We start from the raw sequence: 22,109 nt of genomic DNA on the forward strand, positions 1-22,109 counted from the left end.
CGGCCTCGCCGAGGCCGCGCTGCGTGATCGCAACCGGCTGTCGCCGCGACTGCAAGCCGTGGCACTACGGCAGCACGCGAACGCGAGCGCACTGAGCGGCGATCGCGAAGGCTGCCTGCGCTCTCTGGACCTCGCGCGGGCCGCGGCCGCGGCGCCGGTCACCGACCCGGACGACGAGATCGCCGGGTACTGCTCCCCAGCCTACGTCGAGATGGAGACCGGTCATTGCTGGACCCAACTCGGTGAGCCGGGACGCGCCGTGGCCGTACTTCAGCGTGCCTTGGCCGCCTGGCCAGCCGGTCAGGAACGCGACCGCGGTTTGTGTCTGGCCCGCCTCGCCTTGGCGCATGCCCAGAGCGGCGACCTCGACGCAGCCGCATCGGCCGGGATCGACGCGCTCACGGTCGTCCAGTCCTCAACCTCGGCCAGATCGCTTGACCAACTGTGCCGCCTGAGGGTTCTGTTGGCCGGGTCGCGTAACGTCGGATCAGCCAATGAGTTCGAGGCCGCTCTGTCCGACCTGCTGTGCGAGACCGGCCGGTGAAAGGACCCTTGGGTGGAACACCTGCTGCCGCAGTCGACCAGCAAGGATGAACGCGAGCGGGCGTCGCGCATCGCCGTTCTGCCCGTCGGCAGCTTCGAGCAACACGGCGACCACCTGCCGCTGATCACCGACACCGTCATAGCCTGCGTGATCGCCCGAGAGATCGCCGCCGCACACAACCTGATGCTGCTCCCGCCGATCACCATCTCTTGTTCTCACGAGCACTCGGCCTGGCCCGGCACGGTGAGCATCAGCGCTCGCACGCTGTACTCGGTGCTCACCGACATCGCGGCGTCTGCCGCCGTCAACGGTGCCGACCGCCTGCTAATCGTCAACGGACACGGTGGCAACTACGTGCTGTCCAACGTGGTCCAGGAGGCGAACGTCGGCGGCCCGCGGATGGCGCTGTTCCCGGCCCGCGACGACTGGACCACAGCCCGCGTGTCGGCTGGCATGGAGACCAGTCACCACGACGACATGCACGGCGGGGAACTCGAGGTATCCATCCTGCTGCACTCGTATCCCGGCCTCGTCCGCGATGGCGTCGCTGAGCAGGACCACGACGCCTCGTCTCGTCCGCACCTCTTGACGCTCGGCATGTCCGGTTATACGGGCAACGGCGTGATTGGACGGCCGTCGGCAGCCAGCGCGGACAAGGGCAAGGCTGTCCTCGAATCCTTGACTGAGTTGGCCGGGCCCCACTTGGGCCTCCTCCGCTAGAGCGAACCAGGCCCCTCCTCGCTCTACCTCTCCCGGAGCCGTCTAGCTCCGTGAACTGGACCCCGCTCTCGCCGGATGCGCTATGCGTCCACTGGCCAACACCCAGCGTTGGATCCGCAGGCCCAGGTCGCCCGGTCCACACCGCCATTGCTGCGATCCCGCCGATGTGCGGCGTCCACAGCCGTGGTTATCCACAGATCTGGATAACCGGAGTCAAGTTCCCTCAGCGGTCGACGCAGACTGCAATCGGCTGCAGACAGTCATCGACATCCGCCACCGCGGAAGGAGTCTGCAGCCAATGCCAGAACCCACAAGTGCCGACAAGCTGACCATCCCTCAGGTGTGTGCCGAGTTGTCCGTGTCCCGATCGACGTTCTACTTCTGGCGCCAGAGAAACAAGGCGCCACGATGCATCAAGCTGCCCAACGGCGAGGTGCGAATCCGGCGCTCTGACCTGGATCAGTGGCTGGCTTCGCACGAGGAGATCGCGTGACGACGAAGCGGAACTTCGTCGTCGACGGGAAGTCGCTGGACGTGAGCATCTGGGAGCTACGGGCAGTCGAGGGCAAGAAGCGGACCACCTTCAACGCCCGCTGGAGGGTAGCCGGAGGGCAGTTCTCGGCAACGTTCAAGACCCGCGCCTTGGCCAACGGTTTCCGCGCGGACCTGACGTCCGCCATCCGTCGTGGCGAAGCCTTCGACGTGTCAACCGGTCGGCCGGATTCAATGGCTCCCCCGCCGGAGCCCGAATGGAGCTGGTTCCAACTCGCCTGTACCTATGCCGAAATGAAGTGGGCGGACGCAGCGCCCAAGTCGAGGGCGGGGATCGCTGAGACCTTGGCGGCCGCGACGGTCGCGCTTGTCCCAGCAAGTACTAACCGACCAGACACCGCCGTTCTACGCGGCACCATGTACCACTGGGCGACGAACCCCGCCCGCCGCAGACGCGACCCGCCGGCCCAGTTCGCCGACGCCGCTCGGTGGCTGGAGAAGAACGCTCTTCCGGTGTCGCGATTGGCGGACGCCACCGTGCTGCGGGCGGTCCTTGAAACTTTCGGGAGGAAGCTCGATGGGACGGCGGCGGCAGCAAGCACCTACCGTCGCAAGCGCGCGGTTTTCCACAACCTCCTCGAGTACGCCGTCGAGATCGACCTGCTGCCGGTCAACCCATTGACCAAGCTGAGCAAGACCAGCCGGCGGACGCCCGCTGCAATCGACCCCACCGTCCTCATCGACCACCACCGCGCCGAAGCCCTGCTCGACGCACTGGCATCCCAAGACGCATCCGGCCGGCGACTGGTCGCCTTCTTCGGCTGCATCTACTACGCCGCTCTGAGGCCCAGCGAAGCCGTCGCTCTCAGGCAGACCGCCCTGCTATTGCCCGACCGCGACGGCGACTGGGGCGAGCTCCACCTCTCCGGGTCCGCTCCCGCTTCCGGACGGGCCTGGACCGACTCCGGTCAACGACGCGAGTCCCGTCAGCTCAAACACCGAGCCATGGGCGACGTCCGGCGCGTGCCCTGCCACCCTCGCCTGGTCGAGTTGCTGCGAGCCCATCTGAACGAGTTCGGGACGACCTTCGACGGTCGGCTCTTCCGCGGCGCCCGAGGCGGACCGTTGTCCGAGGGTGTGTACGGACGCGCCTGGGCACTGGCTCGCCAGGCTGCCCTGACCGAAGCCGAGGCCGCCTCGTCCATGGCGGCCCGCCCGTACGACCTGCGCCACGCCTGCGTCACTGGCTGGCTCAACGCGACCGGCGACGCGGCTCAGGTCGCCGCTTGGGCCGGACACAGCGTCAACGTGCTACTGCGTGTATATATCCGCTGCGTGGCCGGCCGCGACGAGCTGGCCAAGCAACGCATCGCGGAGGCCCTCAAGCGCTGAGGTCGCACCCGTTCCGCGGCCGCCGGTCTCGCAAAATTTTCCGCGTATATGCCGCAGACACTCGCTGACGCCCGTCTCGGGCTGTCGACGGCTGGACTCCACAAGATCGCGCCCCTGACCCATATGCGCAGGTCAGGGGCTGTTTCCGCAGGTGGTGGCAGGTCCAGGATTAGAACCTGGGAAGCTTTCGCGACGGATTTACAGTCCGCTCCCATTGGCCGCTCGGGCAACCTGCCAGGGCCCGGGGGCGGTGCCTCGGGCGCGCTGGAAGGATAGCGCAGGGGTCCCCGCGCCCAGCAATCCGGTTCTCGTCTGGACAGGAGCACGCACTGTGGCCGACTCGTCGTTCGACGTCGTGAGCAAGGTCGACCAGCAGGAGGTCGACAACGCACTGAACCAGACCGAGCGCGAACTCTCCCAGCGCTTCGACTTCAAGGGCACGGGCGCGCACATCGGCAAGTCCGCCGAGAAGATCGAGATGAAGGCCGAGTCGGAGGATCGCGTCAAGGCCGTCCTCGACGTCTTCAAGGAGAAGCTGATCAAGCGTCAGGTCTCGCTGAAGGCGCTCGATGCCGGGGAGCCGCAGCTGTCCGGCAAGGAGTACAAGATCTTCGCGACGATCAAGGAGGGCATCTCGACGGACAACGCCAAGAAGGTCTCCAAGATCATCCGCGACGAGGGCCCGAAGGGCGTCCAGGTCCAGATCCAGGGCGAGCAATTGCGGGTGACCTCGAAGAAGCGCGACGACCTGCAGGCCGTGATCGCGGTGCTCAAGGAGAGCGACCTGGACTTCCCGCTGCAGTACATCAACTACCGCTGACCCCGGCGCCCGCGCGGGTTGCGGTAAGTGTGATTTTCGCCCACGTCAAACGGGCGAGTGCGCAACTAGGCTTCTTCGACGACCGCCTGCCGACCGACTGCGGCGTCCAGGAGGACCGTCCCTGTGATCGACCAGCACACCGTCGCCGATGCCCTCGGTCTCGCCGTCGCCGCCGGCGTCCCCGCGCTGTTGTGGGGTGCGCCCGGCACCGGCAAGACCTCGGTGGTGCGCGCTCTGGCGGACGCACTCGACCTGCCGTGCGAGGTGGTCATCGCCTCGATCCGGGAGCCCGCCGACTTCGCCGGACTGCCGATCGTCGACGCGGGCCAGGTGTCCTTCGCCCCGCCGTCGTGGGCCCGCCGGCTCGCCGACGTCGAGCACGGCCTGCTGTTCCTCGACGAGATCTCCACCGCGCCCCCCGCCGTGCAGGCGGCGCTGCTGCGGGTTGTCCTGGAACGCACGGTGGGCGACCTCACGCTGCCAGCCGGCATCCGCACCGTGGCCGCCGCGAACCCGCCGGAGCAGGCCGCCGACGGGTGGGACCTCTCGGCCCCGTTGGCCAACCGCTTCGTGCACCTGGACTGGCCCGTCGACGCCCGCACGATGGCTGAGGGCTTCGCGGGCGGTTGGCCGCCGCCCACGCCGGTGAAGCTCGCGGCGGACTGGGAATGGCTGGTGCCGCAGACCCGGGCGTGGGTCGCCGGTTTCGTCGGCGTGCGGCCGGGTGCGGTCCTGTCCGTCCCGACCGAGGCGGTCTCCGCCGGCCGGGCGTGGCCGAGCCCGCGTAGTTGGGACATGGCCGCGCGCCTGCTGGCCGCCGGTCGCGTCGCGGACAGCTCCGAGGACGTCGTGGCGCTGCTGATGAAGGGCTGCGTCGGCGACGGCATGGGCGTGGAGTTCCTGGCCTGGCTGGCCGAGGGCGACCTGCCCGACCCCGAGGTAGTCCTCGCCGACCCAGACTCCTTCGAACTCCCCGAGCGCGGCGACCGCGCGTTCGCCGCGCTCACCGCGATCGCGGCCGCCGTCGCGGCGCAACCGACCGTCCAGCGCTGGAATGCGGCCTGGAAGGTGTTCGGCCGAGCCGGAGACACCGCCCCGGACGCCGCAGCCGTGGCCGCGCGCACGTTGGTCCGCTCCCGGCCGGACGGGGCGCCGGTACCGCCCGAGGTGGCCCAGTTCGCGCCCATGCTCCAGGCGGCGGGCCTGCTCGGGTGAGCGAGCCTGCGAGCGAACCAATGGCACAGTGTCCGCCACCACCCAGGCCGCAGCGGCGCGCAGCGGTGCGCCGGTGAGCGATGTCAGCGCCGCGCGGCTGTGGGCGAGCGTGCGGATGCCTTACCTGGCCTCGGCGGTGTTCGCGTGCGCCGTCAAGCCGGAGCCCGGCATCGGGACCATCCGCATCGACGAGGGGTGGACCGTGCACGCGGACCCGGCCGTCGTCGCGTCGATGGCGGTGGAGAACCTCGGGAAACTGCTGCTGCACCTGACCTGCCACGCCCTGCGCGAGCACGCAGACCGCGCCCGGGCGCTGCACGCCGACGGGTCGTGGTGGAACCGTTGCACCGACGCCGAGATCAACGACGACCTGGCTGTCGTCGACGCGGTCCCGACGAGCGCCAAGGACCTGCCCGTCGATCTCGGCGTGGCACCGCACCGCCTGGCCGAGGAGTACTTCGCCGGCGACCCGCAGGGCCCGCGGCCGTGGGATTGCGGCAGCGGCGCCGACGGCGCCTCGCAGCCCGGCGATTCTGACGGTGTGTCAGGTCTGCAGGCTCAGCTGATCCGGGCCCGGACGGCGGTCAACGTCCAGGACGCACACAAGAGCGCGCCGGGCTCGGTCCCGGGTGGTCTGCTGCGCTGGGCGCACGGCGTGACGGAACCTTCGGTCGACTGGCGACGTGTACTTGCGGCCGAACTGCGCCGGGCCTGCGCCTGGGCGAGCGGTCAGGTCGACCACTCGTACTCGCGGCCGTCGCGGCGGGCGTCGGTGATGCATCCGGTGGTGCTGCCGCGCCTGGTCCGTCCGATCCCCGAGGTCGCCGTGGTCGCGGACACCTCCGGCTCGATCGACGACCGAATGCTCGCGACGGTGGTCGGCGAGATCGACGGCATCGCCACGCGGGCGGGGCTGCGGTCGGGCCTGCCCGTGGTGGTGGTGGACGCTCAGGTCTACACCGTGCGTCGGGTGACCCGCGCCGCGCAGTTGGACCTAGCCGGCGGCGGCGGCACCGACGTGGGCGCGGGGATCGCGGCCGCCGCGGCCCTTCGCCCGCGACCGTCGGTGATCGTCGTCCTGACCGACGGTCTGACCCCGTGGCCGCACTCGCCCCCGCGCGGGACGAAGGTGATCGTCGGCCTGCTCGGCAATCACCCCGCTGCCCCGCCGCGCTGGGCGCGGGTGGTGCGGATCGCGGCATGACCGGATTCCTCGGGTTGTTGCCGCCCGTATCGGGTTCCCTGGCCTGCGACGGCGGGCAGCACAACGTGCGCTGGGCCGACGGCGAACTGGTCCTCCCGGACCACGACGACCCCGAGGGCGAACGGATTCTCGCGGCGCTGGGCGGGCAACGAGCCGGCTGCATCGCGCTGCTCGAGGCCTGGTACCGGTGCAGTTCCGACGTCACGTTGCTGCCGGCGCTCACCACCCTGTCCGACCGGGTCCGGGCGTCCATGGGCGGCAGCGCGGCGCGGCCCGGCGTCCAACTCGTCGGCGGGCTCGCGGCCACACTGAGTTCGACGATCCGCCAGGGCCGACTCCCTCGCCGCAACTCCGGAGCCGTCTCGGACGACCGCGCCATCCGCGACGACCTGCTGCTGCTGCTCTCGGCAGGCGCCGGCCTGGTCGACCGGCTGGCTGTGCAGACCTTGTCCGTCTGGGCACTGCGCGCCGAGGTCGAGGAGCTCGAGGCCGACGTGCGGATCGCGTTGGGCAAGGCCCTGGCCTCGCGTGTCTCGACAACGCTGGCCGGGTGGGTCGGGGCCGATCGGGCAACGGCAACCGTGGAACTGACTGACCGTCAGGATGCGGCGCACCTAGTGCGAGCCGACGACGGGTGGCGGGCCGCGCTGCCGCCCGGGTGGCTGGCCAGGGTCTGGGCACCCGGCCTCGCCGTCACCGCCGGCCGCTTCGTGGTTTCCGCCGCCTGGGACGGGGACATGCTGCGGCTGAACACCGTCGGGGCCGACGGCCGGGCCGGCGAGATGACCGTCGGACCGGTGCCGGCCGCGGGCTGACCTTTCCTGCCGAAGAAAATCGCCTCCGGCACCGACACGGTGCCGGAGGCGATCGGTCGACCGTCAGGCGTGGCGAACGCGCGAGGCCATCCTGCGCATGAGCTTGGTCGCCTGGCTCGGGCTCGGCGCCTTGGTGCTCGCGTTCTCCGAGTACACGGACAGTTCCGTCCGACCGACGCGGGCCTCGACGAGGTAGCCGTTCACCTCGTACGTCTGGCCGCCGACGGCCTCCTTCATCACGATGCGGAACACCGCGCCCTCGTCGGCGCCGGAGACCTCGGACGACAGTCGCTTCACGGTCATCGAGCCGCTGGATCCCAGCGCGTCGGCGCCGAGCGCCTTCGCGACGCACTTAGTGCCCTTGGCCGACCGCGACACGGCGAGGTCGGACTCGGCGGCGCCGATCGACTTGGTCACGGCCGATCCGGTGAGGATCAGGGTGCCGCCCTTGTTCCCCATCGCCGAGTCGCCGGCCAGGTAGGCGACCTGGCGGTCGCCGCCGCAGGAGAACGGGGTGGCATCGGAACCCGAGCCGGCGCCCTTCTCCAGGCTGCCCGGCTGCACGGTCCAACCGGACAGGTCACCGGTCACCTGCACGCCTGCCTTCGCCAGCTTGCCGGCGCTCGACAGCGAGATCGTTGCGGCCGAAGCCGTGCCGGTCAGCGCCGGTACGGCCACCGCACCCAGCACCAGAACAGTCGCCGCCCGCCCGATGCCGAACCCCTTGCCGTTGCGCATTTCCCGTCCCCCCGGGTCACGGTCGCGTTCGTCGCGACCTGTCTGCCCTCTGAGACCAGCGGGACGGGAGGGCGGTTCCGCATCGTTCGTCCGGTTTCCGCGATCCGAACGGATGACCGCGGGCCGGTCACCAGCGCATCATCGGCAGCGGCCGGTTGAGGTGGCCGGCGGCGTACGTGGCGATCCTCGGCATCGCGACCGCTTTGTAGGCCTCGTTCATCGGGAAGGTCGCCCGGACCTCGACGACCAGCTTCCGCGGCAGCCCGTAACGGATCTTCGTGAACGAGACGTCGATCCAGTCGGCCCGCCGACAGGCCTCGACCAGTGGCGCGTGCGGGCCCGTGTAGGCGCGCACCTTGTGGTGGTTGTTGATCATCAGGTGCAGTTCCTCCGTCCACTCCTCGCGACCGATCTCCTTGAGGTGATTGGTCGTCAGATCACAGGCCAGGCCGAGGTAGTCGAGGTTGCCGGTCAGGAAGAACGGCAGGTCGTGCAGCACCGTCATGATTGCGAGCTTGTCCTCGCGGTACGGCTCCGGCTGCGTGAAGAAGCGCGCCCAGTTCACCATCCGGTAGCAGTGGGCCCGGTAGCCCCAGTAGCCGGTGCCCAGCCCCCTCCGGTGCGGCGCCAGCAGCTCGTCGAGCATCGGCAGGTCGGTCAGGACGCCGGCGTCCGTGACGGTGAACTCGGCAGGCTGGGTCGTCATCGCGACATCGTCGCATACTGCTCTCAATGGGAGTAGTCTGCTGCGGTGCCACCGACCCCCGCCTACGTCCTGCTCGGGCTGCTCGCGGTGCGCTCCTGGACCGGCTACGAATTGAGCCAGCAGGTCTCCCGGTCGCTGTCGCACGTCTGGCCGGCGTCAGCCGCGCACGTCTACCGGGAGCAGCAGCGCCTGGTGCGGCTGGGCTGGGCGACCGTGACGGCCGAGGCCGCCGGGCCGGAGCGGACCCGGAACCGGTACACCATCACCCGCGCCGGGCGCCGGGCGCTACGCGAGTGGCTCGACACCGAGCCCGCCCCGACCAGCCTGGAGAGCGAGGGCATGCTGCGGGCCTGGTTCGCCGACTCCGGGACGACGGCCCAACTGGTGGCCGCGTTGGAGAAGACCGCGACCGACGCCCGGGCCTCGGTCGACCGGGTCGTGGAGGTCTTCTCCGTCTCCCTGGCCGGGCAGGGCGCCTTCGAGTCCCGCGCGCACCTGAACGCGATCGTCGGGGAGTTCGTGGCCGACGTCTTCGCGCTCGTAGCCGACCGCTGCGCCCAACTGGCCGAGGAGGTCGGGCGGTGGCCGGACACGACCGCGCCCGGGTTCGACGAAGTCGCCCGGGCGCGCATGAATCGGGTGGTCGAGGAGCATGTGCGCTGCGCTCATCGATGATCGCAGCCCGATCATCGATGATCGCAGCGTTGTTCTCTCATACGTGGGGCGTCACGGCAATTTCCGGCCGGCCATCTCCTCCAGGCGCGCGATTCGCTGAGCCATCGGCGGGTGGGTGGAGAACAGCCTGCCCGCGCCCCCGGCGAACGGGTTGGCGATCATCAGCGAACTGGTGGTCTGCAACTGCGGCGCCGGCGCCAGCGGCCGGGCCGCGGTGCCCAGCTCGAGCTTGCGCAGAGCGGAGGCCAGCGCCAGCGGGTCGCCGGTCAGCTTCGCGCCGGACTCGTCGGCCTGGTACTCCCTCGACCGGCTGATCGCCAGCTGGACGATGCTCGCCGCGATCGGACCGAGCAGCATGATCAGCAGCTCGACGACGAAGTTGCGGCCCTCGTCCCGATCGTCCCCGCCACCGAAGAACATGGCGAAATTGGCCAGGAACATGATCGCCGAGGCGAAGGTGGCCGCCACCGACGCGATCAGGATGTCGCGGTTGTAGACGTGGGACAGCTCGTGGCCGAGCACGCCGCGCAGCTCCCGCTCGTCGAGGATGCCGAGGATGCCCTCGGTGCAGCAGACCGCGGCGTGGCGCGGGTCGCGTCCGGTCGCGAACGCGTTCGGAGCCGCCGTCGGGGATAGGTAGAGGGCCGGCATCGGCTGCTTGGCCGCCGTCGACAGCTCCCGCACGATCCGGTAGATGCCGGGGGCCTCGGCCTCACTGACCGGGCGCGCCTGCATCGACCGCAACGCGAGCTTCTCGCTGTTGAAGTAGGAGTAGCCGTTCATGCCGACGGCGATCACCAGGGCGATGATCAAGCCGCCCCGACCGAAGATCGAACCGACGCCGATGATGATTGCCGAGAAGACGCCGAGCAGGATCGCCGTCTTCAAGCCGTTCCAATGCCGGTGCATGCCGGGCCACCTCCGCACAGACTCGTTCCACGGCAAGAACGTTCGGTGACGCTCCGACGTTCCCGTGGTCACTCTACGAGGCCGGTGGCGAGGGGTCGGCGAGTGTAGGGGCCGGGCGGCGAGCCGCGCCGCGTCCAGGCATGGTCTTGACGCTCCGGGGTAGCCAAGGCCGGGCCCGTGACCAATTGATGAAGTTGGCGGGATTGCTCCCGATCTCGGGCCGGAACAATGTGGACACCGTGTCCGTTGTTCGGCTTTGCTGGCAGTACGTCCGGTTCCGGTAGGAAACGGGCGCATCCGGCGACACGGCGGCGGGCCGTATCCGTCCAGCCACGGCCGTCGACAAAGCAGAAGCGGAGCGTTCAGTGACCGCTGACCCACGCGGGACCGACACCGTCGCGGCCGACCATCTCGGGCTCGGGTTCGTCCCGGGCCTGGGGCTGCGCGGCGACCCGCGGGCGGACACGGCCATCGCTGTGCCGGTCGGCGACCCGGAGGCCGAGTTCGAGGCCCGGCGGCTGGCGCGGGAGGCGTACTTGCGCGCCGAGGTCCGGATGGGCCGGCTCCGGTTGGCCTCCTACTGCCTGACGTTGTCCGCGTGCGTGTTCGCCCTGATGACCTTCATGTACCTCGTGCAGGGCGCCGGCGACTCCGACGCCACCTTCCTCAGCCTGGGCGTCATGTTCGGCGCGATCACCGGCCTGCTGCTGTGGGCGGCCGTATGGGTCACCCGGGTCGGCGAGGGCCACCCGCAGGTCTGAGGGCGGGGCCCGGATCGGGCGACGCAACGATTGCGCTGCCGCAATTGATCGCCCGGCCCGAGTGGCGGCAAATTGTCCGGCCGGCCTCCTTACCTGGGTGTGATCACGACACCTAGACTTCGCGCCATGTCGCTTAACTTCGCGACGCGCTCCCCACGGGCACGGGGTTCGCGTCGCACCACGGTCGCCGTGCTCATGCCCGCTCTCGTGGCTCTCGCCGCCTGTGGTCAGTCGAACGCAGGTGAGAGCGCCAAACCCACCACCTCGAACTGCTCGGCCACCGCGTGCACGGTGACCTATCCGGCCAAGGCCCGGAACAACCAGGCCTCCGCCGGCGGCCCGGGGATCAGCGTGCTGGGTGTCGACACCAAACTGGTCGAGATCGGGCAAGGCGCTGCCCTGATGCAGATCGGCAGTAGCCCGGCCACCAACATCGAGCAGGGCAAGAGCACGACCCAGGCCGGCCTGACCGCGACAGTCACCACCCTGACGTCGACCGAGGCCGTCGTCGCATACAAGAAGGCTTGATCACGGATCCTGCGCGGGCCGCCCGCCTGGTCGAGACCGACCGGGCGCTGCTGTGGCACCCCTACGACTCGGTCGTCGAGCCGGGCCCGGTGCTCCCGGTGGTCGGCGCCTCCGGCGTGCGCCTGGAGCTGGCCGACGGACGCCGGATCGTCGACGCGATGTCGTCGTGGTGGGCGGCAATCCACGGCTACCGGCACCCGGCGCTGGACGCGGCCGTGCGCACCCAGCTGGACTCGATGGCCCACGTGATGTTCGGCGGCCTGACCCACCCCGCCGCGGTCGGATTGGCCGAGCGGCTGGTGGATCTGACGCCGAATCAGTTGCGGCACGTGTTCCTCACCGACTCCGGCTCGATCGCCGTCGAGGTCGCCATCAAGATGGCGCTGCAGTACTGGCAGGCCGCCGGCGACCCGCGCCACCGCCTGCTGACCGTCTGCGGCGGCTACCACGGCGACACATTCGCGGCGATGTCAGTTTGCGATCCGGTCGGCGGGATGCACCATCTGTTCAGCCGGTTCCTGCCCAAGCAGTACTTCGCGCCGCGGCCGCCGGACGGCTTCGACGCCCCGCTGGACAAGGAGTGGCTGTTCGAGGTCTGGCGACTGATGCACCGGCACGGCCCGGACATCGCGGCGATCATCGTCGAGCCAGTGGTGCAGGGCGCGGGCGGGATGCGGTTCCACTCCCCCGAGTGCGTACGCGCCCTGCGCGCTTTGTGCGACGAGTTCGGGGTGCTGCTGATCCTCGACGAGATCGCCACCGGCTTCGGTCGCACCGGGGCCATGTTCGCCTGCGACCATGCCGGCGTCGCCCCGGACATCCTCTGCCTGGGCAAGGCGATGACCGGCGGCTACCTGACGATGGCCGCGACCCTGTGCACGCCCCGGGTCGCCGAAGGGGTCTGCGGCGGTGAGGCCCGCGCGCTGATGCACGGCCCGACGTTCATGGCCAACCCGCTGGCCGCCGCCGTCGCCTGCGCCAGCATTGATCTGCTGCGCGACTCGGACTGGAAGGCGCGCGTCGACGGGATCTCGGCGGCCCTGCGCACCGGCCTGGAACCGGCCCGGGATCTGCCCGGCGTCCTGGACGTCCGGGTGCTCGGTGCGATTGGCGTCATCGAGACCCGAGAACCCGTCGACCTTCCGGCCGCCACCGCGGCGGCGCTTGAGCAGGGAGTGTGGATCCGGCCCTTCCGGAACCTGATCTACACGATGCCGCCCTACATCTGCGAGCCCGACGACATCGCCGCGATCTGCCGGGCGCTGGTCGCGGCCGCCAACGTCTGAGGGACCGCCACCGAAGTGACGGCCCCTCAGACTTGAACTTCCAGCAGTGCTACTTGCTCAGCGTGGCAGCTGCGGTCGAGTAGCTACCGAGGCTGGCCGTAACCGTGTCCGACGACCAGTTGCCGGTCTCCGACTTGTAGCTGAAGGTCGCGCTCGAGGTGGCGGCCCCGGTGCTCGGGATGGTCAGGCTCGTGGGCGTCAGCGTCGGCCCCGTGGCTGGGTTGGACGTCAGGGTGACCGTGCCACCGGCGTTGTCGACGATGTTGCCGAAGGCGTCGGTGACGCTGACCTTCGAGGTGAAGGTCCCGTCGTTACCGCCCAGGCTCGGCAACGAGCAGGTGTAGAAGCACGTCGAGCTGAGCGTGCCGCCGGCGGCCGACGAGGTGGTCCAGGCCAGCTTCGCCGCAGCGCCCGCCCCGACCGTGACCGAGGTGGAGCCGGCCGAGTCCGTCCCGACCTTCGTGCTGAGCGTCGTCGGACCCGCGCTGGTGAGAGTCACGTTGATCGTCGCCACACCGGCGACGAAGTTCGCCGTGGTCGGAATGGTTGGCGCGCTACCGCCGGGGCTGTTCGACTCCCCGGTGATGGTGATCGCCTGAGGTCCGTTGAGGGTCAGGTCGGGAACCAGCGGGGTGATTCCGCCGAGGTTGGCGATGATCGTCAGCTGGAACGAGGTGCCCGCCGTGGCCGAGGCACTCGAGGTGATCGAGTACGTGTCCGGCAGGACGGTGGTCGTGACCGATCCGTGGCTGCTCGAGACCCAGTTGGTGCCGAGCAACGAGTACACCGCGTACGTGTTCGAAGACAGAGCTGAGGCGCCGCTGTCGGTGCACGAGTTGTTGACGGCCGAGATCGTGCAGACACCCTGCGCGGGGCTCGGGCTGACCCGGTCCACGCGGTAGCTCGACGGAGTGGGCCCACCGCTCGGGGCGGCCGTCACCTTGATGGTCGCCCCACCGAGGATGGCCTGGCTCCCGGACACCGAAGGCGCGCCGAGGGAGGCGGCTGCCACGGTTCCAGTCACCGAGGACGACCCGAAGGCGTAGTAGGCCCAGGCCTGAACCGGCGCGAGAGCGATCAGCGGGGTTGCGAGCGCGAGGACAACAACACGACGACGGTTCATCACAGCGTCCCGGAGATGGTCAACGAGAGGTTCAGAGTCTTGCCCTGGCAGTCGGAGCTCGAGTTCGAGCCCATGAGCAAGCCGTTGTTGGCAGTCCCGGAATGCGGACCCGGCGCCAGCGTGTACGGCAGCAGGAGGTTGATCGCGGCCGATGACAACGTCACGTCCGGCGTGGTGCAGCCGGTGGCCGAGACGGAGGACAGGGTTATTGCCGTGACCGTGATGTTCTGCGAATAAGGATTCGTCACGGTGAGCTTGAGATCGGCGGCGCCGCCGGGGTAGAGCGCGGTGGTGGTGGAGGCGGTCCCGCTCAACGCCAGCACTGAACCGACGGAGACGGTGTGGGTGCCGGTGCCGGTCGTCCGGTAGTAGGCCTGCGCCGTTCCGGCCACACCGAGTACCGAAGCACCGACGGTCAGTACTACGACGCCGCGGCTCAGCGACCGGCGCACCGGACGCCGGTGTGCTCCCCTACGGTGATTGATCTGACGCGGCGTCATCGGTTGCCCCCGGTTGCGGTGCCGGACCAGGTCAGTCCGAGAGTTGCGGCCTGACAGCCGTCCTGGCTGGTCGTGGTGTTCGTCATCGAAAGCGACGGGAAGTTGGCCTGGCTGACCCCGAGTTGGCTCAGCGTCTCGGTCGCGCCGGCCGGGACGACGACGGTGCCCTGCATCGGGACCGAGGTGAAATCCGCGGCGGTGCACGGGTTTGCGGCCGAGATGTTGGGTCCGCTGATCGAGCTGACTGCGGCGGTCACCCCGGAGACGGTGATCGGCACCGAGTTCGGGTTGTGCAGCGTGACGTCGATCGGACCGCCGCTACCCGGCCCGAGCGCCGGGCCGAGCGAGCCGTTGATCGTGAAGGGCTGGGAGACCGGGACAGCCGCGACGTGAAGCACGACCTGGGTCTGCGCCCGACGCAGGTTGGTCGCAGCCACGATCGTCAGCGTGTAGTCACCGGCCGGCGTGTTGGTGGCGCTGGTACGGATCGTCAGTACCGAGGACTTCCCCGTGGTCTGGCTCGGGCTGAAGCTCGCGGTGGCACCTGCGGGCAGACCCAGCACCGACAGCTTGGGGTTGGGATTCCAGCGGCCGTGCCGGATCGCGACGTTGTAGACGGCACTCTGGCCGGCGTTGATCGAGTCGCTGCCCGGCGAGGCCGAGATCGTCAGCGGGATCCGCACCACCCAGAGCTTCGCGGTGATCGTGTCCGAGTGATTCGACGCCTTGGCCTTGATCCGGATGTTGTCCGGTCCGGTGTAGGTCTGGGAGTTGGTCCGAACGGTCAGCGTGACCTGCTGGGTGCCGCTGATCGTCGAGGAGGAGAAGCTGGCGCTCGAGTGCTTGGGCAGTCCGGAGAGGATCGACAGCTGCGCGGTTCCGGTGAAGTGCCGGCTCTGGTCCAGCGAGAGTGTGAAGGTGGCGGTCTGGCCCAAGTTGATGAGCTGCTCCCCGGGCGCCACCTCGAGGTTCAGTGGGTTGGTCGATCGGGCGGCCGCAATTCCGCCGACCCCAAGGACCAGGGCGGCGGCACCCAGCATCGCCGTCCCGGCCTTCAGGCTGGGGTGTCTCCAGCCTGACGTCTCCTTCATTGCGTTCCCCCCGAAATGGTGCTGCTGCAAATCTTCGAATTCAGCGGTGGCAGAGGCGAAACCCCTGCCACCACTGGACAATCAGGACGCGTCGGCCTCGACGGTCGGGGTCTTGGTGGCGCACCCGTTCTGGTTCGCGTTGGTGTCGTTCATCGCGACGGTTCCGGTGACCACGGTGTTGGCGCCGGCCGCGAGGTCGATCGCGGTGAAGGTCGGCGAGGTGACGGTGAAGTCGGCCGCGACACAACCGGTCGGCAGACCTGAGCTCGGAATGCTGAGCGCGACGGCGCTGAGCTGCTGGTGGCCGCTGCCGCTGTTGGTGACGGTCACCGAGATGCTCTGCGAACCGGAACCCGGGTACAGCGGGCCGGCGATCGAGCCGACCACAACGCCCCAGGAGCCGGCCGCACCGGTGCTGACGGTGCCGGTGCCCGAGCCGGTGCTGACGAAGTAGGCGTACGCGGCGGTGCTGCCCAGCGCGACGACGGCGGTTGCGGCGACGGCTACGGCGACCTTGGACTTGGTGATGCGCACGATGTTTCCCCCGTGGAAGTCGAGTGGTTCTTGCGGATCGGCGAAGCGGCGGCTTCGGTGGCTACGACCACAAGTGGCGGGCGGCCCTTGCCGGGCCGCCCACCAGGAGCGGGAGCTAGGAGATGACGGCGGTCAGGCTGACGGTCGCGCCTTCACAGGCCGACTGGTTGGTGTTGTTGTCGGTCATCACGAGCGCGCCGGTGGCAGCGCTGGCGGGGACGGCGATGGTCTGCCCTGCGGTGAAGGTGAAGCCACCCGAGGGGATGGTCGGCTGGACGACCGAGAAGTCGCACAGCGTGTTGAGCAGCGTGGCGGTGCCGTCGGCGGCGACGATCGTGCCGACCGAGATGACAGCGCTGGACGCGTGCTGCGCGAAGGAGGCCGGGTTGTGGATGGAGAAGCTGAGCTCGTGGGCGCTGCCGTCCGGAACCAGGGCCGGACCGGCGACCGTGATGGTGGCGGTCAGCGGGACCGCGACACCGGCCGTGGCCGAGCCGGTGCCCGAGCCGCCGGTGGTGAAGTAGGCGTAGGCGGCGGTCGAGCCCAGGGCCACGACGGCGGTGGTGGCGACGGCGACGGCGATCTTGGTCTTGGTGAAGCGCATGATTGATTTCCCCCCAGGGAAAGTCGTAGGTGGTCTGGCTGGTCCGAAGCGGCGGTAGCGGCGGTTCCCGCCGTCGGCGCGCTTTCCGGGCGCTCGATCGGCCCGTCAGGCACAAGATTGCCCGGGCGCGCGAATGTTTACATCGGGTAAAGGTTCCGCGAGAGCCGGCCGTGCAGACGCTGTGAACTGACCAATCGGACGATCTTCAAAGGCCGCGGAACCGGGCGCATCCGGACCGCGTCTGAGTCGGTCCCGGTAAAGGCTGACGGAACGTCAGACGATCAAAGCTTCAGTCCGACGTTCGGGACGTCTGGGACACCCGCACCCAGTCGACGAGCATCGAGGCACCGGGCTTGGTGGTCGCGTCGGGCGATCCCGGCCACGTCCCGCCGACCGCGACGTTGAACAGCAGGAAGTACCCGTGGCTCAGCGCCCCGCGCAGGGCCTGCGCGCTGACCTGGTCCGAGGTGGCGCTCGCGTAGGTGCGGCCGTCGACCTGCCAGATCAGCTGTTGCGGCGCGGCGTTCCAGATCAGCGTGTAGGTGTGCCACCCGGCGGAACCGGCCGGCTGCCCCAGGTCCGCCTCGGCGCTCATCCCGTGCGGCTCGTCGCAGGCGCCGCCCGGGGCCTGGCCACAGTGCAGGGTCCCGTGCACGACCGGTGAGTTGTTGACGTTCTCCATCAGGTCCAGCTCGCCGGTGTGCGGCCAGACCTGCTCGTGCGTCCGGAACGTGTTGCCCAACGCCCAGAACGCGGGCCAGTAACCCTTGCCGCCGCCCGGCAGCTGGATGCGGGCCTCGATCTTCAGGCTGCCGCCCGGCGGCGGAGCGAAGTCGGAGCGCTGGGTCTCGATGCGGCCGGAGTGCCAGACGCCGTCGACCAGCGTCGGGGTGATGCGCAGGTCGCCGGCGCCGTCCAGGGAGACGTTCGACGGGTCGGCGGTGTACTGCTCGAGTTCGTGGTTGCCCCAACCGGACGGCCCGTCCGGGTAGCCGCGGCCGAGGTCGAACTTCCAGTCGCTCGCGCTCGGCAGGGTCCCGGCCGGGCCGGTGAAGTCCTCCTGCCAGACGGTCCGCCACGCCGTCGCGGCGGCCGGGTGCGACGCGGCCGCGGTGGTCAGCCGGAGCTCCGGCGCCGGGCCGGGCACGGCCGCCAGCGCGGCGCCGCCCACGACAGCCACGCCGACCAGCCCGCCCAGCCATTTCCGTCGCACGCCCGCACGGTACGGGGCGAGTCTTGGACGAACCCGACCTTGGGCCAGATTTGGCGCGACCGGTCTGAATCAGTCCCGGGAAGCCAGCGCGTCGACCGGAGCCGGGAGCGAATCGGTCCGCTGCGCCGGGATCTGGGCCACCAGCGCCTCGGCGGGCGACTCCGGCAGGCCCGAGCCGGGCTGCGCGACCGCCAGCCACACCAGCAGCGACAGGGCGTTGACCGTGACCATCAGCGAGTACTGGCCCAGGCCGTGCACGAGCACGCCGCGGTAGATGCCGACCCAGGTGATCGCCTGCATGGTGCCGCCCCACCAGACGATCTTGCGCCGGACCTTGTCGCCCAGCGGCGTGCGGGTCTTGACCCCGCTGGGCACCCAGCCGGCGGAGCGGCCGCGGGCGAAGTCGACCACGGCTTGGGCGAAGCAGTAGGCGTAGACGATCCGCAGCCGAAGCAGATCCATCACCCGCCGCGTCCCCAGCAGCGCGGGCAGCACGAACAGCGCCCCGAAGAACGACGGGATCAGCGACAGCGAGTTCAACGGGTGCACGTGCGAGGGGTAGAACCAGAGCACGATGATCGCCGGCACGCTGCCGAAGGCCACCGTCACCGCGGTCATCACGTAGAAGAGGAAGCCCGACCAGTAGCAGGCCCGCTGCGCGCGCCGCATCGGCGTGGCGTGGAACCGGGGGTCGGCCAGCAGGCTCAGCGACCCGGTGCACCAGCGGTACATCATGTTCACGTAGCCGCTGAAGGTCTCCGGGCACAGGCCCTTGGCCAGGATCACCGGCAGGTAGCGCACCTTGTACCCGGCTCGGATCAGGTTGACGCCGGTGTGCACGTCCTCGCTGTGGCCGATCTGCGCGAACCCCTCGGAGTTCTCCAGCGCCGCGCGCCGGTAGATCGCGCAGGTGCCGACGCAGATCGCGCCGTCGACGGTGTCGCGGGAGGTCTGGATCAGCCGGTAGAACATCCGCTGCTCGACGCCGGAGGCCCGCTGGATCCACGGCATCGCCGGGTGCGCGTCGAAGTGCTGCGGCGACTGCAGGATCCCGATGGTCTCGTCGTCGAAATAGGGGACCATCTCGTTCAGCATGTCCGGCCGCGGGGCGAAGTCCGCGTCGAGGACGAGGATCAGGTCGCCGGCGGACTGGCCGTAACCGAAGATCAGGTTCCCGGCCTTCTTCATGTAGCCCCGGTTCGGCCGGGTCCGGTAGTGGAAGCCGAACTCGTTCGCCATCCGGGCCACCTCGGGCCGGGCCGAGTCGTCGAGCACCCAGACGTTCAGCTCGCCGGCCCACTCCAACTGCCCGACGGCGCGGTAGGTGTTGCGCAGCACCGACATCGGCTCGCCGCAGGAGGGCAGGTACACGTCGACCGACGGGTAGGCCCCGGCCGGCCGCCAACCGGTCACCTTGGCCAGGTGATCGGGCAGGTTCATCCGGCGGCCGCGGCAGGTGGACACGAAGCTGACCAGCGCCCAGGTGAACATCAGCGCGGCCAATGGCCACAGCAGCCGGGTCACCCCGCCCATGAACGTCAGGCGGATGATCGCCGCGACGGTCAGGCCCAGCGCCCCGAGGGTGTAAAAGGCGAACCAGCGGTGCCGACGACCGAGGTAGGCGTACTTCTCGGCGTCGGTCGGCGGCTGCGGCAACAACTCGTAGGGATGGACCTCCCGCGACTCGGCGCGCGACATCGTTGGCTCCTGGCGTGCTGGTGGGTTGCGGGCGGATCAGACGGAGAGGACCTGGCGGCCGGCCGAGTCGTAGAGGCTCGCCGGGGCTGCCGGGGCCGCCGGGGACTGCGAGGCGACGCCCGCGGGCGTGGCGGACCCGCGGTGCAGGTGCAGCGCCTCGGGCACGCCCACCGCCACCGTCAGCACGGCCAGGTATGCGGCGGCCAGACCTACTCGCCGGTTCACAGTCATGCGGCTTGGATGCCGACAAGTCGGGTGGGCGTTCCGAGGCAGGCCCAGAATCGGGCGTTCGACGGTGTCCGATGCGCCGGAAAGTGCCCGGCAATCAGCCGAACGGCGGACCTGCGCTGGGCCGTTCCTGTGATCCCTGGCCAAGCCCTTTGAACGACTGCCGACCCGCCGTCGACAACTTCCTGGCCGGCCAAGGCACCTCGGTTTGAACGACCACGGAGCCGCCGACGACACTCCGGCGCCCGCCGAGGGCATCCCCGACCGTCACCGCCCGCCCAGGGGGCGTAACCTGAGAAACAGTCGGCGGGCAGATCCATCACCCGACCAGGACGTAAATTTTTCGGCCGCCGGGGCGCCCGGGTCGGCCCAGCTGGGGAGACGCGCCAGGTGTCGAAGCAGGTTCAACAACTCGATCGGGTGATCATTCGGTTCGCCGGCGACTCCGGCGACGGTATGCAACTCACCGGCGACCGGTTCACCGCCGAAACGGCCTCGTTCGGCAACGACCTGTCGACGCTGCCCAACTTCCCGGCCGAGATCCGGGCACCAACGGGCACCCTGCCCGGGGTCTCCAGCTTCCAGCTGCACTTCGCCGACCACGACATCCTGACCCCGGGCGACGCCCCGGACGTGCTGGTCGCGATGAACCCCGCCGCACTGAAGGCCAACCTGGCCGACCTGCCGCGCGGGGCCATGATCGTCGCCGACACCGACGAGTTCACCAACCGGAACCTGACCAAGGTCGGCTACAAGACCAGCCCGCTCGACGACCACTCGTTGCAGGCGTACCACGTGCACGGCCTGGCGCTGACCGCGCTGACCGTCGAGGCCCTGAAGGACTTCGACATGACCCGCAAGGAGGCCGAGCGGTCGAAGAACATGTTCGCCCTGGGCCTGCTGTCGTGGCTGTACGGCCGCGGCACGGAGGGCACCGAGAAGTTCCTGAAGGACAAGTTCGCCGCCAAGCCGATCATCCGCGACGCCAACATCGCGGCGTTCCGCGCGGGCTGGAACTACGGCGAGACCACCGAGGACTTCGCTGTCTCCTACGAGATCAAGCCCGCCCCGCTGCAGGCCGGTGAGTACCGCAACATCACCGGCAACACGGCTCTGGCCTACGGCCTGATCGCCGGCGCCCAACAGGCCCGGCTGCCACTGTTCCTCGGCGCGTACCCGATCACCCCGGCCAGCGACATCCTCCACGAGCTGTCCCGGCACAAGGGCATGGGCGTGCGGACGTTCCAGGCCGAGGACGAGATCGCCGGCGTCGGCGCGGCACTCGGTGCCTCGTTCGGCGGCTCGTTGGGCGTCACCTCGACCTCCGGCCCCGGCGTGGTGCTCAAGTCCGAGACGATCGGCCTGGCCGTCAGCCTCGAACTGCCGTTGGTCATCGTCGACGTGCAGCGGGCCGGTCCGGCGACAGGTCTGCCCACCAAGACCGAGCAGTCCGACCTGCTGATGGCGATGTTCGGCCGCAACGGCGAGTGCCCGGTCGCGATCGTGGCTCCCCAGTCGCCCGCCGACTGCTTCGACGCGGCGGTGGAGGCGGTCCGGATCTCCATCAAGTACCGGACCCCGACGATGCTGCTGTCCGACGGGTACCTGGCCAACGGCGCCGAGCCGTGGCGGATCCCGAACGTGGACGACCTGCCCGACCTCTACCAGCCGTATGCCACTGAGACCAACCACGAGACCGAGTCCGGCGACCGGACCTTCTGGCCGTACAAGCGCGACCCGAAGACCCTCGCCCGGCCGTGGGCCATCCCGGGCACGCCGGGGCTGGAGCACCGCATCGGCGGCATCGAGAAGGCCGACGGCCACGGGAACATCTCCTACGACCCGGCCAACCACGACCTGATGGTCCGCACGCGGCAGGCCAAGATCGACGGCATCGCCGCCGACATCCCACCGCTGGCCGTCGACGACCCGTCCGGCAAGGCCAAGGTGCTGATCCTGGGCTGGGGTTCGACGTACGGCCCGATCGCGGCGGCCTGCCGCCGCGTGCGGCAGAACGGCGGCGAGGTGGCCTGCGCGCACCTGCGCCACCTGAACCCGTTCCCGGCGAACACCGGCGAGGTGCTGCGCTCCTACGAGCGGGTCATCGTGCCGGAGATGAACCTCGGCCAGTTGTCGATGCTGCTGCGCGCGAAATACCTCGTCGACATCGTCGGTTTCAACAAGGTCCGCGGCCTGCCGTTCACCGTCGGCGAGTTGTCCGACGCGGTCACCGAGTTGATCGACATGATCGCCGAGACCGAGCGCACCGATCGAGCCAAGCGTCGGAAGCCCCAGCAAGGAGCGCAGTAGAAG

At 69.7% G+C, this 22,109-nt stretch carries 24 protein-coding genes and 1 tRNA gene; 13 read left to right on the plus strand and 12 right to left on the minus strand.

Going from position 1 to position 22,109, the window contains the following annotated elements; all coding sequences use genetic code 11:
- The 4 genes from VHU88_18990 to VHU88_19005 form a co-directional block, all read left to right on the plus strand.
- Positions 1–544 (plus strand): hypothetical protein (locus tag VHU88_18990; protein ID HEX3613782.1); only part of this gene is annotated, 544 nt, incomplete at its 5' end.
- A 12-nt stretch (positions 545–556) separates the two neighbouring features.
- Positions 557–1,264, plus strand: a complete 708-nt coding sequence (locus VHU88_18995) for a creatininase family protein (protein ID HEX3613783.1) — start codon at positions 557–559, stop codon at positions 1,262–1,264.
- 298 nt (positions 1,265–1,562) lie between these two features.
- The gene (locus tag VHU88_19000) at positions 1,563–1,757 is read left to right on the plus strand and encodes a helix-turn-helix domain-containing protein (protein HEX3613784.1); all 195 of its coding nucleotides are present in this window, start codon (positions 1,563–1,565) and stop codon (positions 1,755–1,757) included.
- Positions 1,754–3,148, plus strand: coding sequence for a hypothetical protein (locus VHU88_19005; protein ID HEX3613785.1), 1,395 nt, complete (start codon positions 1,754–1,756; stop codon positions 3,146–3,148). Before VHU88_19000 ends, VHU88_19005 begins: the two co-directional genes overlap by 4 nt.
- A 152-nt stretch (positions 3,149–3,300) precedes the next feature.
- On the opposite strand, the gene VHU88_19010 is transcribed toward VHU88_19005, so the two are convergent.
- A tRNA-Tyr gene (locus VHU88_19010) sits at positions 3,301–3,384 on the minus strand.
- Positions 3,385–3,479: 95 nt separating this feature from the next.
- On the opposite strand from VHU88_19010, the gene VHU88_19015 reads away from it, so the two are divergent.
- The 4 genes from VHU88_19015 (at position 3,480) to VHU88_19030 (ending at position 7,202) form a co-directional block, all read left to right on the plus strand.
- Complete coding sequence (locus tag VHU88_19015) at positions 3,480–3,968, plus strand: YajQ family cyclic di-GMP-binding protein (protein ID HEX3613786.1); 489 nt, start codon at positions 3,480–3,482, stop codon at positions 3,966–3,968.
- Positions 3,969–4,091: 123 nt separating this feature from the next.
- Positions 4,092–5,183, plus strand: coding sequence for a MoxR family ATPase (locus VHU88_19020; GenBank protein HEX3613787.1), 1,092 nt, complete (start codon positions 4,092–4,094; stop codon positions 5,181–5,183).
- 73 nt (positions 5,184–5,256) lie between these two features.
- Positions 5,257–6,387: a VWA-like domain-containing protein gene (locus tag VHU88_19025; protein HEX3613788.1), complete on the plus strand. Its 1,131-nt coding sequence runs from the start codon at positions 5,257–5,259 to the stop codon at positions 6,385–6,387.
- Entirely contained in the window at positions 6,384–7,202 is an 819-nt protein-coding gene (locus VHU88_19030) for a hypothetical protein (protein ID HEX3613789.1), read from the plus strand. Before VHU88_19025 ends, VHU88_19030 begins: the two co-directional genes overlap by 4 nt.
- 63 nt (positions 7,203–7,265) lie before the next feature.
- Here VHU88_19030 and VHU88_19035 read toward each other — a convergent pair whose 3' ends face one another.
- Positions 7,266–7,940 carry a hypothetical protein gene (locus tag VHU88_19035; GenBank protein ID HEX3613790.1) on the minus strand — a complete coding sequence of 225 codons (675 nt, stop codon included), beginning with the start codon at positions 7,938–7,940 and terminating at the stop codon, positions 7,266–7,268.
- A gap of 127 nt (positions 7,941–8,067) precedes the next feature.
- On the minus strand, positions 8,068–8,646 hold the full coding sequence (locus VHU88_19040) for a hypothetical protein (GenBank protein HEX3613791.1): 579 nt from the start codon (positions 8,644–8,646) through the stop codon (positions 8,068–8,070).
- Positions 8,647–8,691: 45 nt separating this feature from the next.
- Here VHU88_19040 and VHU88_19045 point away from each other — a divergent pair, with 45 nt between their 5' ends.
- Positions 8,692–9,321, plus strand: a complete 630-nt coding sequence (locus VHU88_19045; GenBank protein HEX3613792.1) for a PadR family transcriptional regulator — start codon at positions 8,692–8,694, stop codon at positions 9,319–9,321.
- Between the two features lie 51 nt (positions 9,322–9,372).
- Here the strand turns inward: VHU88_19045 and htpX are convergent, their stop codons facing one another.
- Positions 9,373–10,230: a zinc metalloprotease HtpX gene (htpX, locus tag VHU88_19050; protein ID HEX3613793.1), complete on the minus strand. Its 858-nt coding sequence runs from the start codon at positions 10,228–10,230 to the stop codon at positions 9,373–9,375.
- 365 nt (positions 10,231–10,595) lie between these two features.
- On the opposite strand from htpX, the gene VHU88_19055 reads away from it, so the two are divergent.
- The 3 genes from VHU88_19055 (at position 10,596) to VHU88_19065 (ending at position 12,805) form a co-directional block, all read left to right on the plus strand.
- The gene (locus VHU88_19055) at positions 10,596–10,991 is read left to right on the plus strand and encodes a hypothetical protein (GenBank protein ID HEX3613794.1); all 396 of its coding nucleotides are present in this window, start codon (positions 10,596–10,598) and stop codon (positions 10,989–10,991) included.
- A gap of 126 nt (positions 10,992–11,117) precedes the next feature.
- A complete protein-coding gene (locus tag VHU88_19060; GenBank protein ID HEX3613795.1) occupies positions 11,118–11,519 on the plus strand; it encodes a hypothetical protein in 402 nt (133 codons plus the stop codon).
- Positions 11,516–12,805: an adenosylmethionine--8-amino-7-oxononanoate transaminase gene (locus VHU88_19065; GenBank protein ID HEX3613796.1), complete on the plus strand. Its 1,290-nt coding sequence runs from the start codon at positions 11,516–11,518 to the stop codon at positions 12,803–12,805. Before VHU88_19060 ends, VHU88_19065 begins: the two co-directional genes overlap by 4 nt.
- A gap of 49 nt (positions 12,806–12,854) precedes the next feature.
- On the opposite strand, the gene VHU88_19070 is transcribed toward VHU88_19065, so the two are convergent.
- From VHU88_19070 to VHU88_19105, 8 genes are all read right to left on the minus strand, one after another.
- Complete coding sequence (locus tag VHU88_19070) at positions 12,855–13,928, minus strand: hypothetical protein (GenBank protein HEX3613797.1); 1,074 nt, start codon at positions 13,926–13,928, stop codon at positions 12,855–12,857.
- Positions 13,928–14,380: a hypothetical protein gene (locus tag VHU88_19075; GenBank protein HEX3613798.1), complete on the minus strand. Its 453-nt coding sequence runs from the start codon at positions 14,378–14,380 to the stop codon at positions 13,928–13,930. The genes VHU88_19070 and VHU88_19075 overlap by 1 nt, the downstream gene beginning before the upstream one ends.
- Before the next feature lie 44 nt (positions 14,381–14,424).
- Positions 14,425–15,519 (minus strand): hypothetical protein, encoded by a 1,095-nt coding sequence (locus VHU88_19080; protein HEX3613799.1) that lies wholly within the window; start codon positions 15,517–15,519, stop codon positions 14,425–14,427.
- A gap of 81 nt (positions 15,520–15,600) precedes the next feature.
- The gene (locus VHU88_19085) at positions 15,601–16,053 is read right to left on the minus strand and encodes a hypothetical protein (GenBank protein ID HEX3613800.1); all 453 of its coding nucleotides are present in this window, start codon (positions 16,051–16,053) and stop codon (positions 15,601–15,603) included.
- A gap of 115 nt (positions 16,054–16,168) precedes the next feature.
- Complete coding sequence (locus VHU88_19090; GenBank protein ID HEX3613801.1) at positions 16,169–16,657, minus strand: hypothetical protein; 489 nt, start codon at positions 16,655–16,657, stop codon at positions 16,169–16,171.
- A 289-nt stretch (positions 16,658–16,946) separates the two neighbouring features.
- Positions 16,947–17,870: a family 16 glycosylhydrolase gene (locus VHU88_19095; protein HEX3613802.1), complete on the minus strand. Its 924-nt coding sequence runs from the start codon at positions 17,868–17,870 to the stop codon at positions 16,947–16,949.
- 69 nt (positions 17,871–17,939) lie between these two features.
- The gene (locus tag VHU88_19100; GenBank protein ID HEX3613803.1) at positions 17,940–19,568 is read right to left on the minus strand and encodes a glycosyltransferase; all 1,629 of its coding nucleotides are present in this window, start codon (positions 19,566–19,568) and stop codon (positions 17,940–17,942) included.
- Between the two features lie 36 nt (positions 19,569–19,604).
- A complete protein-coding gene (locus VHU88_19105; GenBank protein HEX3613804.1) occupies positions 19,605–19,799 on the minus strand; it encodes a hypothetical protein in 195 nt (64 codons plus the stop codon).
- 387 nt (positions 19,800–20,186) lie between these two features.
- Here VHU88_19105 and VHU88_19110 point away from each other — a divergent pair, with 387 nt between their 5' ends.
- A complete protein-coding gene (locus tag VHU88_19110; GenBank protein HEX3613805.1) occupies positions 20,187–22,106 on the plus strand; it encodes a 2-oxoacid:acceptor oxidoreductase subunit alpha in 1,920 nt (639 codons plus the stop codon).
- The last annotated feature ends 3 nt before the right edge of the window (positions 22,107–22,109 follow it).

Source organism: Sporichthyaceae bacterium (assembly GCA_036269075.1).
Lineage (GTDB): Bacteria > Actinomycetota > Actinomycetes > Sporichthyales > Sporichthyaceae > DASQPJ01.

What these genes read in the sequence shown, in the direction of transcription:
- VHU88_19000 (HEX3613784.1), top strand. Translation starts at nt 1,563, where the DNA reads ATGCCAGAACCCACAAGTGCCGACAAGCTGACCATCCCTCAGGTGTGT.
- VHU88_19030 (HEX3613789.1), top strand. Translation starts at nt 6,384, where the DNA reads ATGACCGGATTCCTCGGGTTGTTGCCGCCCGTATCGGGTTCCCTGGCC.
- VHU88_19035 (HEX3613790.1), bottom strand. Translation starts at nt 7,940, where the DNA reads ATGCGCAACGGCAAGGGGTTCGGCATCGGGCGGGCGGCGACTGTTCTG.
- VHU88_19040 (HEX3613791.1), bottom strand. Translation starts at nt 8,646, where the DNA reads ATGACGACCCAGCCTGCCGAGTTCACCGTCACGGACGCCGGCGTCCTG.
- htpX (HEX3613793.1), bottom strand. Translation starts at nt 10,230, where the DNA reads ATGCACCGGCATTGGAACGGCTTGAAGACGGCGATCCTGCTCGGCGTC.
- VHU88_19060 (HEX3613795.1), top strand. Translation starts at nt 11,118, where the DNA reads ATGTCGCTTAACTTCGCGACGCGCTCCCCACGGGCACGGGGTTCGCGT.
- VHU88_19070 (HEX3613797.1), bottom strand. Translation starts at nt 13,928, where the DNA reads ATGAACCGTCGTCGTGTTGTTGTCCTCGCGCTCGCAACCCCGCTGATC.
- VHU88_19080 (HEX3613799.1), bottom strand. Translation starts at nt 15,519, where the DNA reads ATGAAGGAGACGTCAGGCTGGAGACACCCCAGCCTGAAGGCCGGGACG.
- VHU88_19090 (HEX3613801.1), bottom strand. Translation starts at nt 16,657, where the DNA reads ATGCGCTTCACCAAGACCAAGATCGCCGTCGCCGTCGCCACCACCGCC.
- VHU88_19100 (HEX3613803.1), bottom strand. Translation starts at nt 19,568, where the DNA reads ATGTCGCGCGCCGAGTCGCGGGAGGTCCATCCCTACGAGTTGTTGCCG.
- VHU88_19105 (HEX3613804.1), bottom strand. Translation starts at nt 19,799, where the DNA reads ATGACTGTGAACCGGCGAGTAGGTCTGGCCGCCGCATACCTGGCCGTG.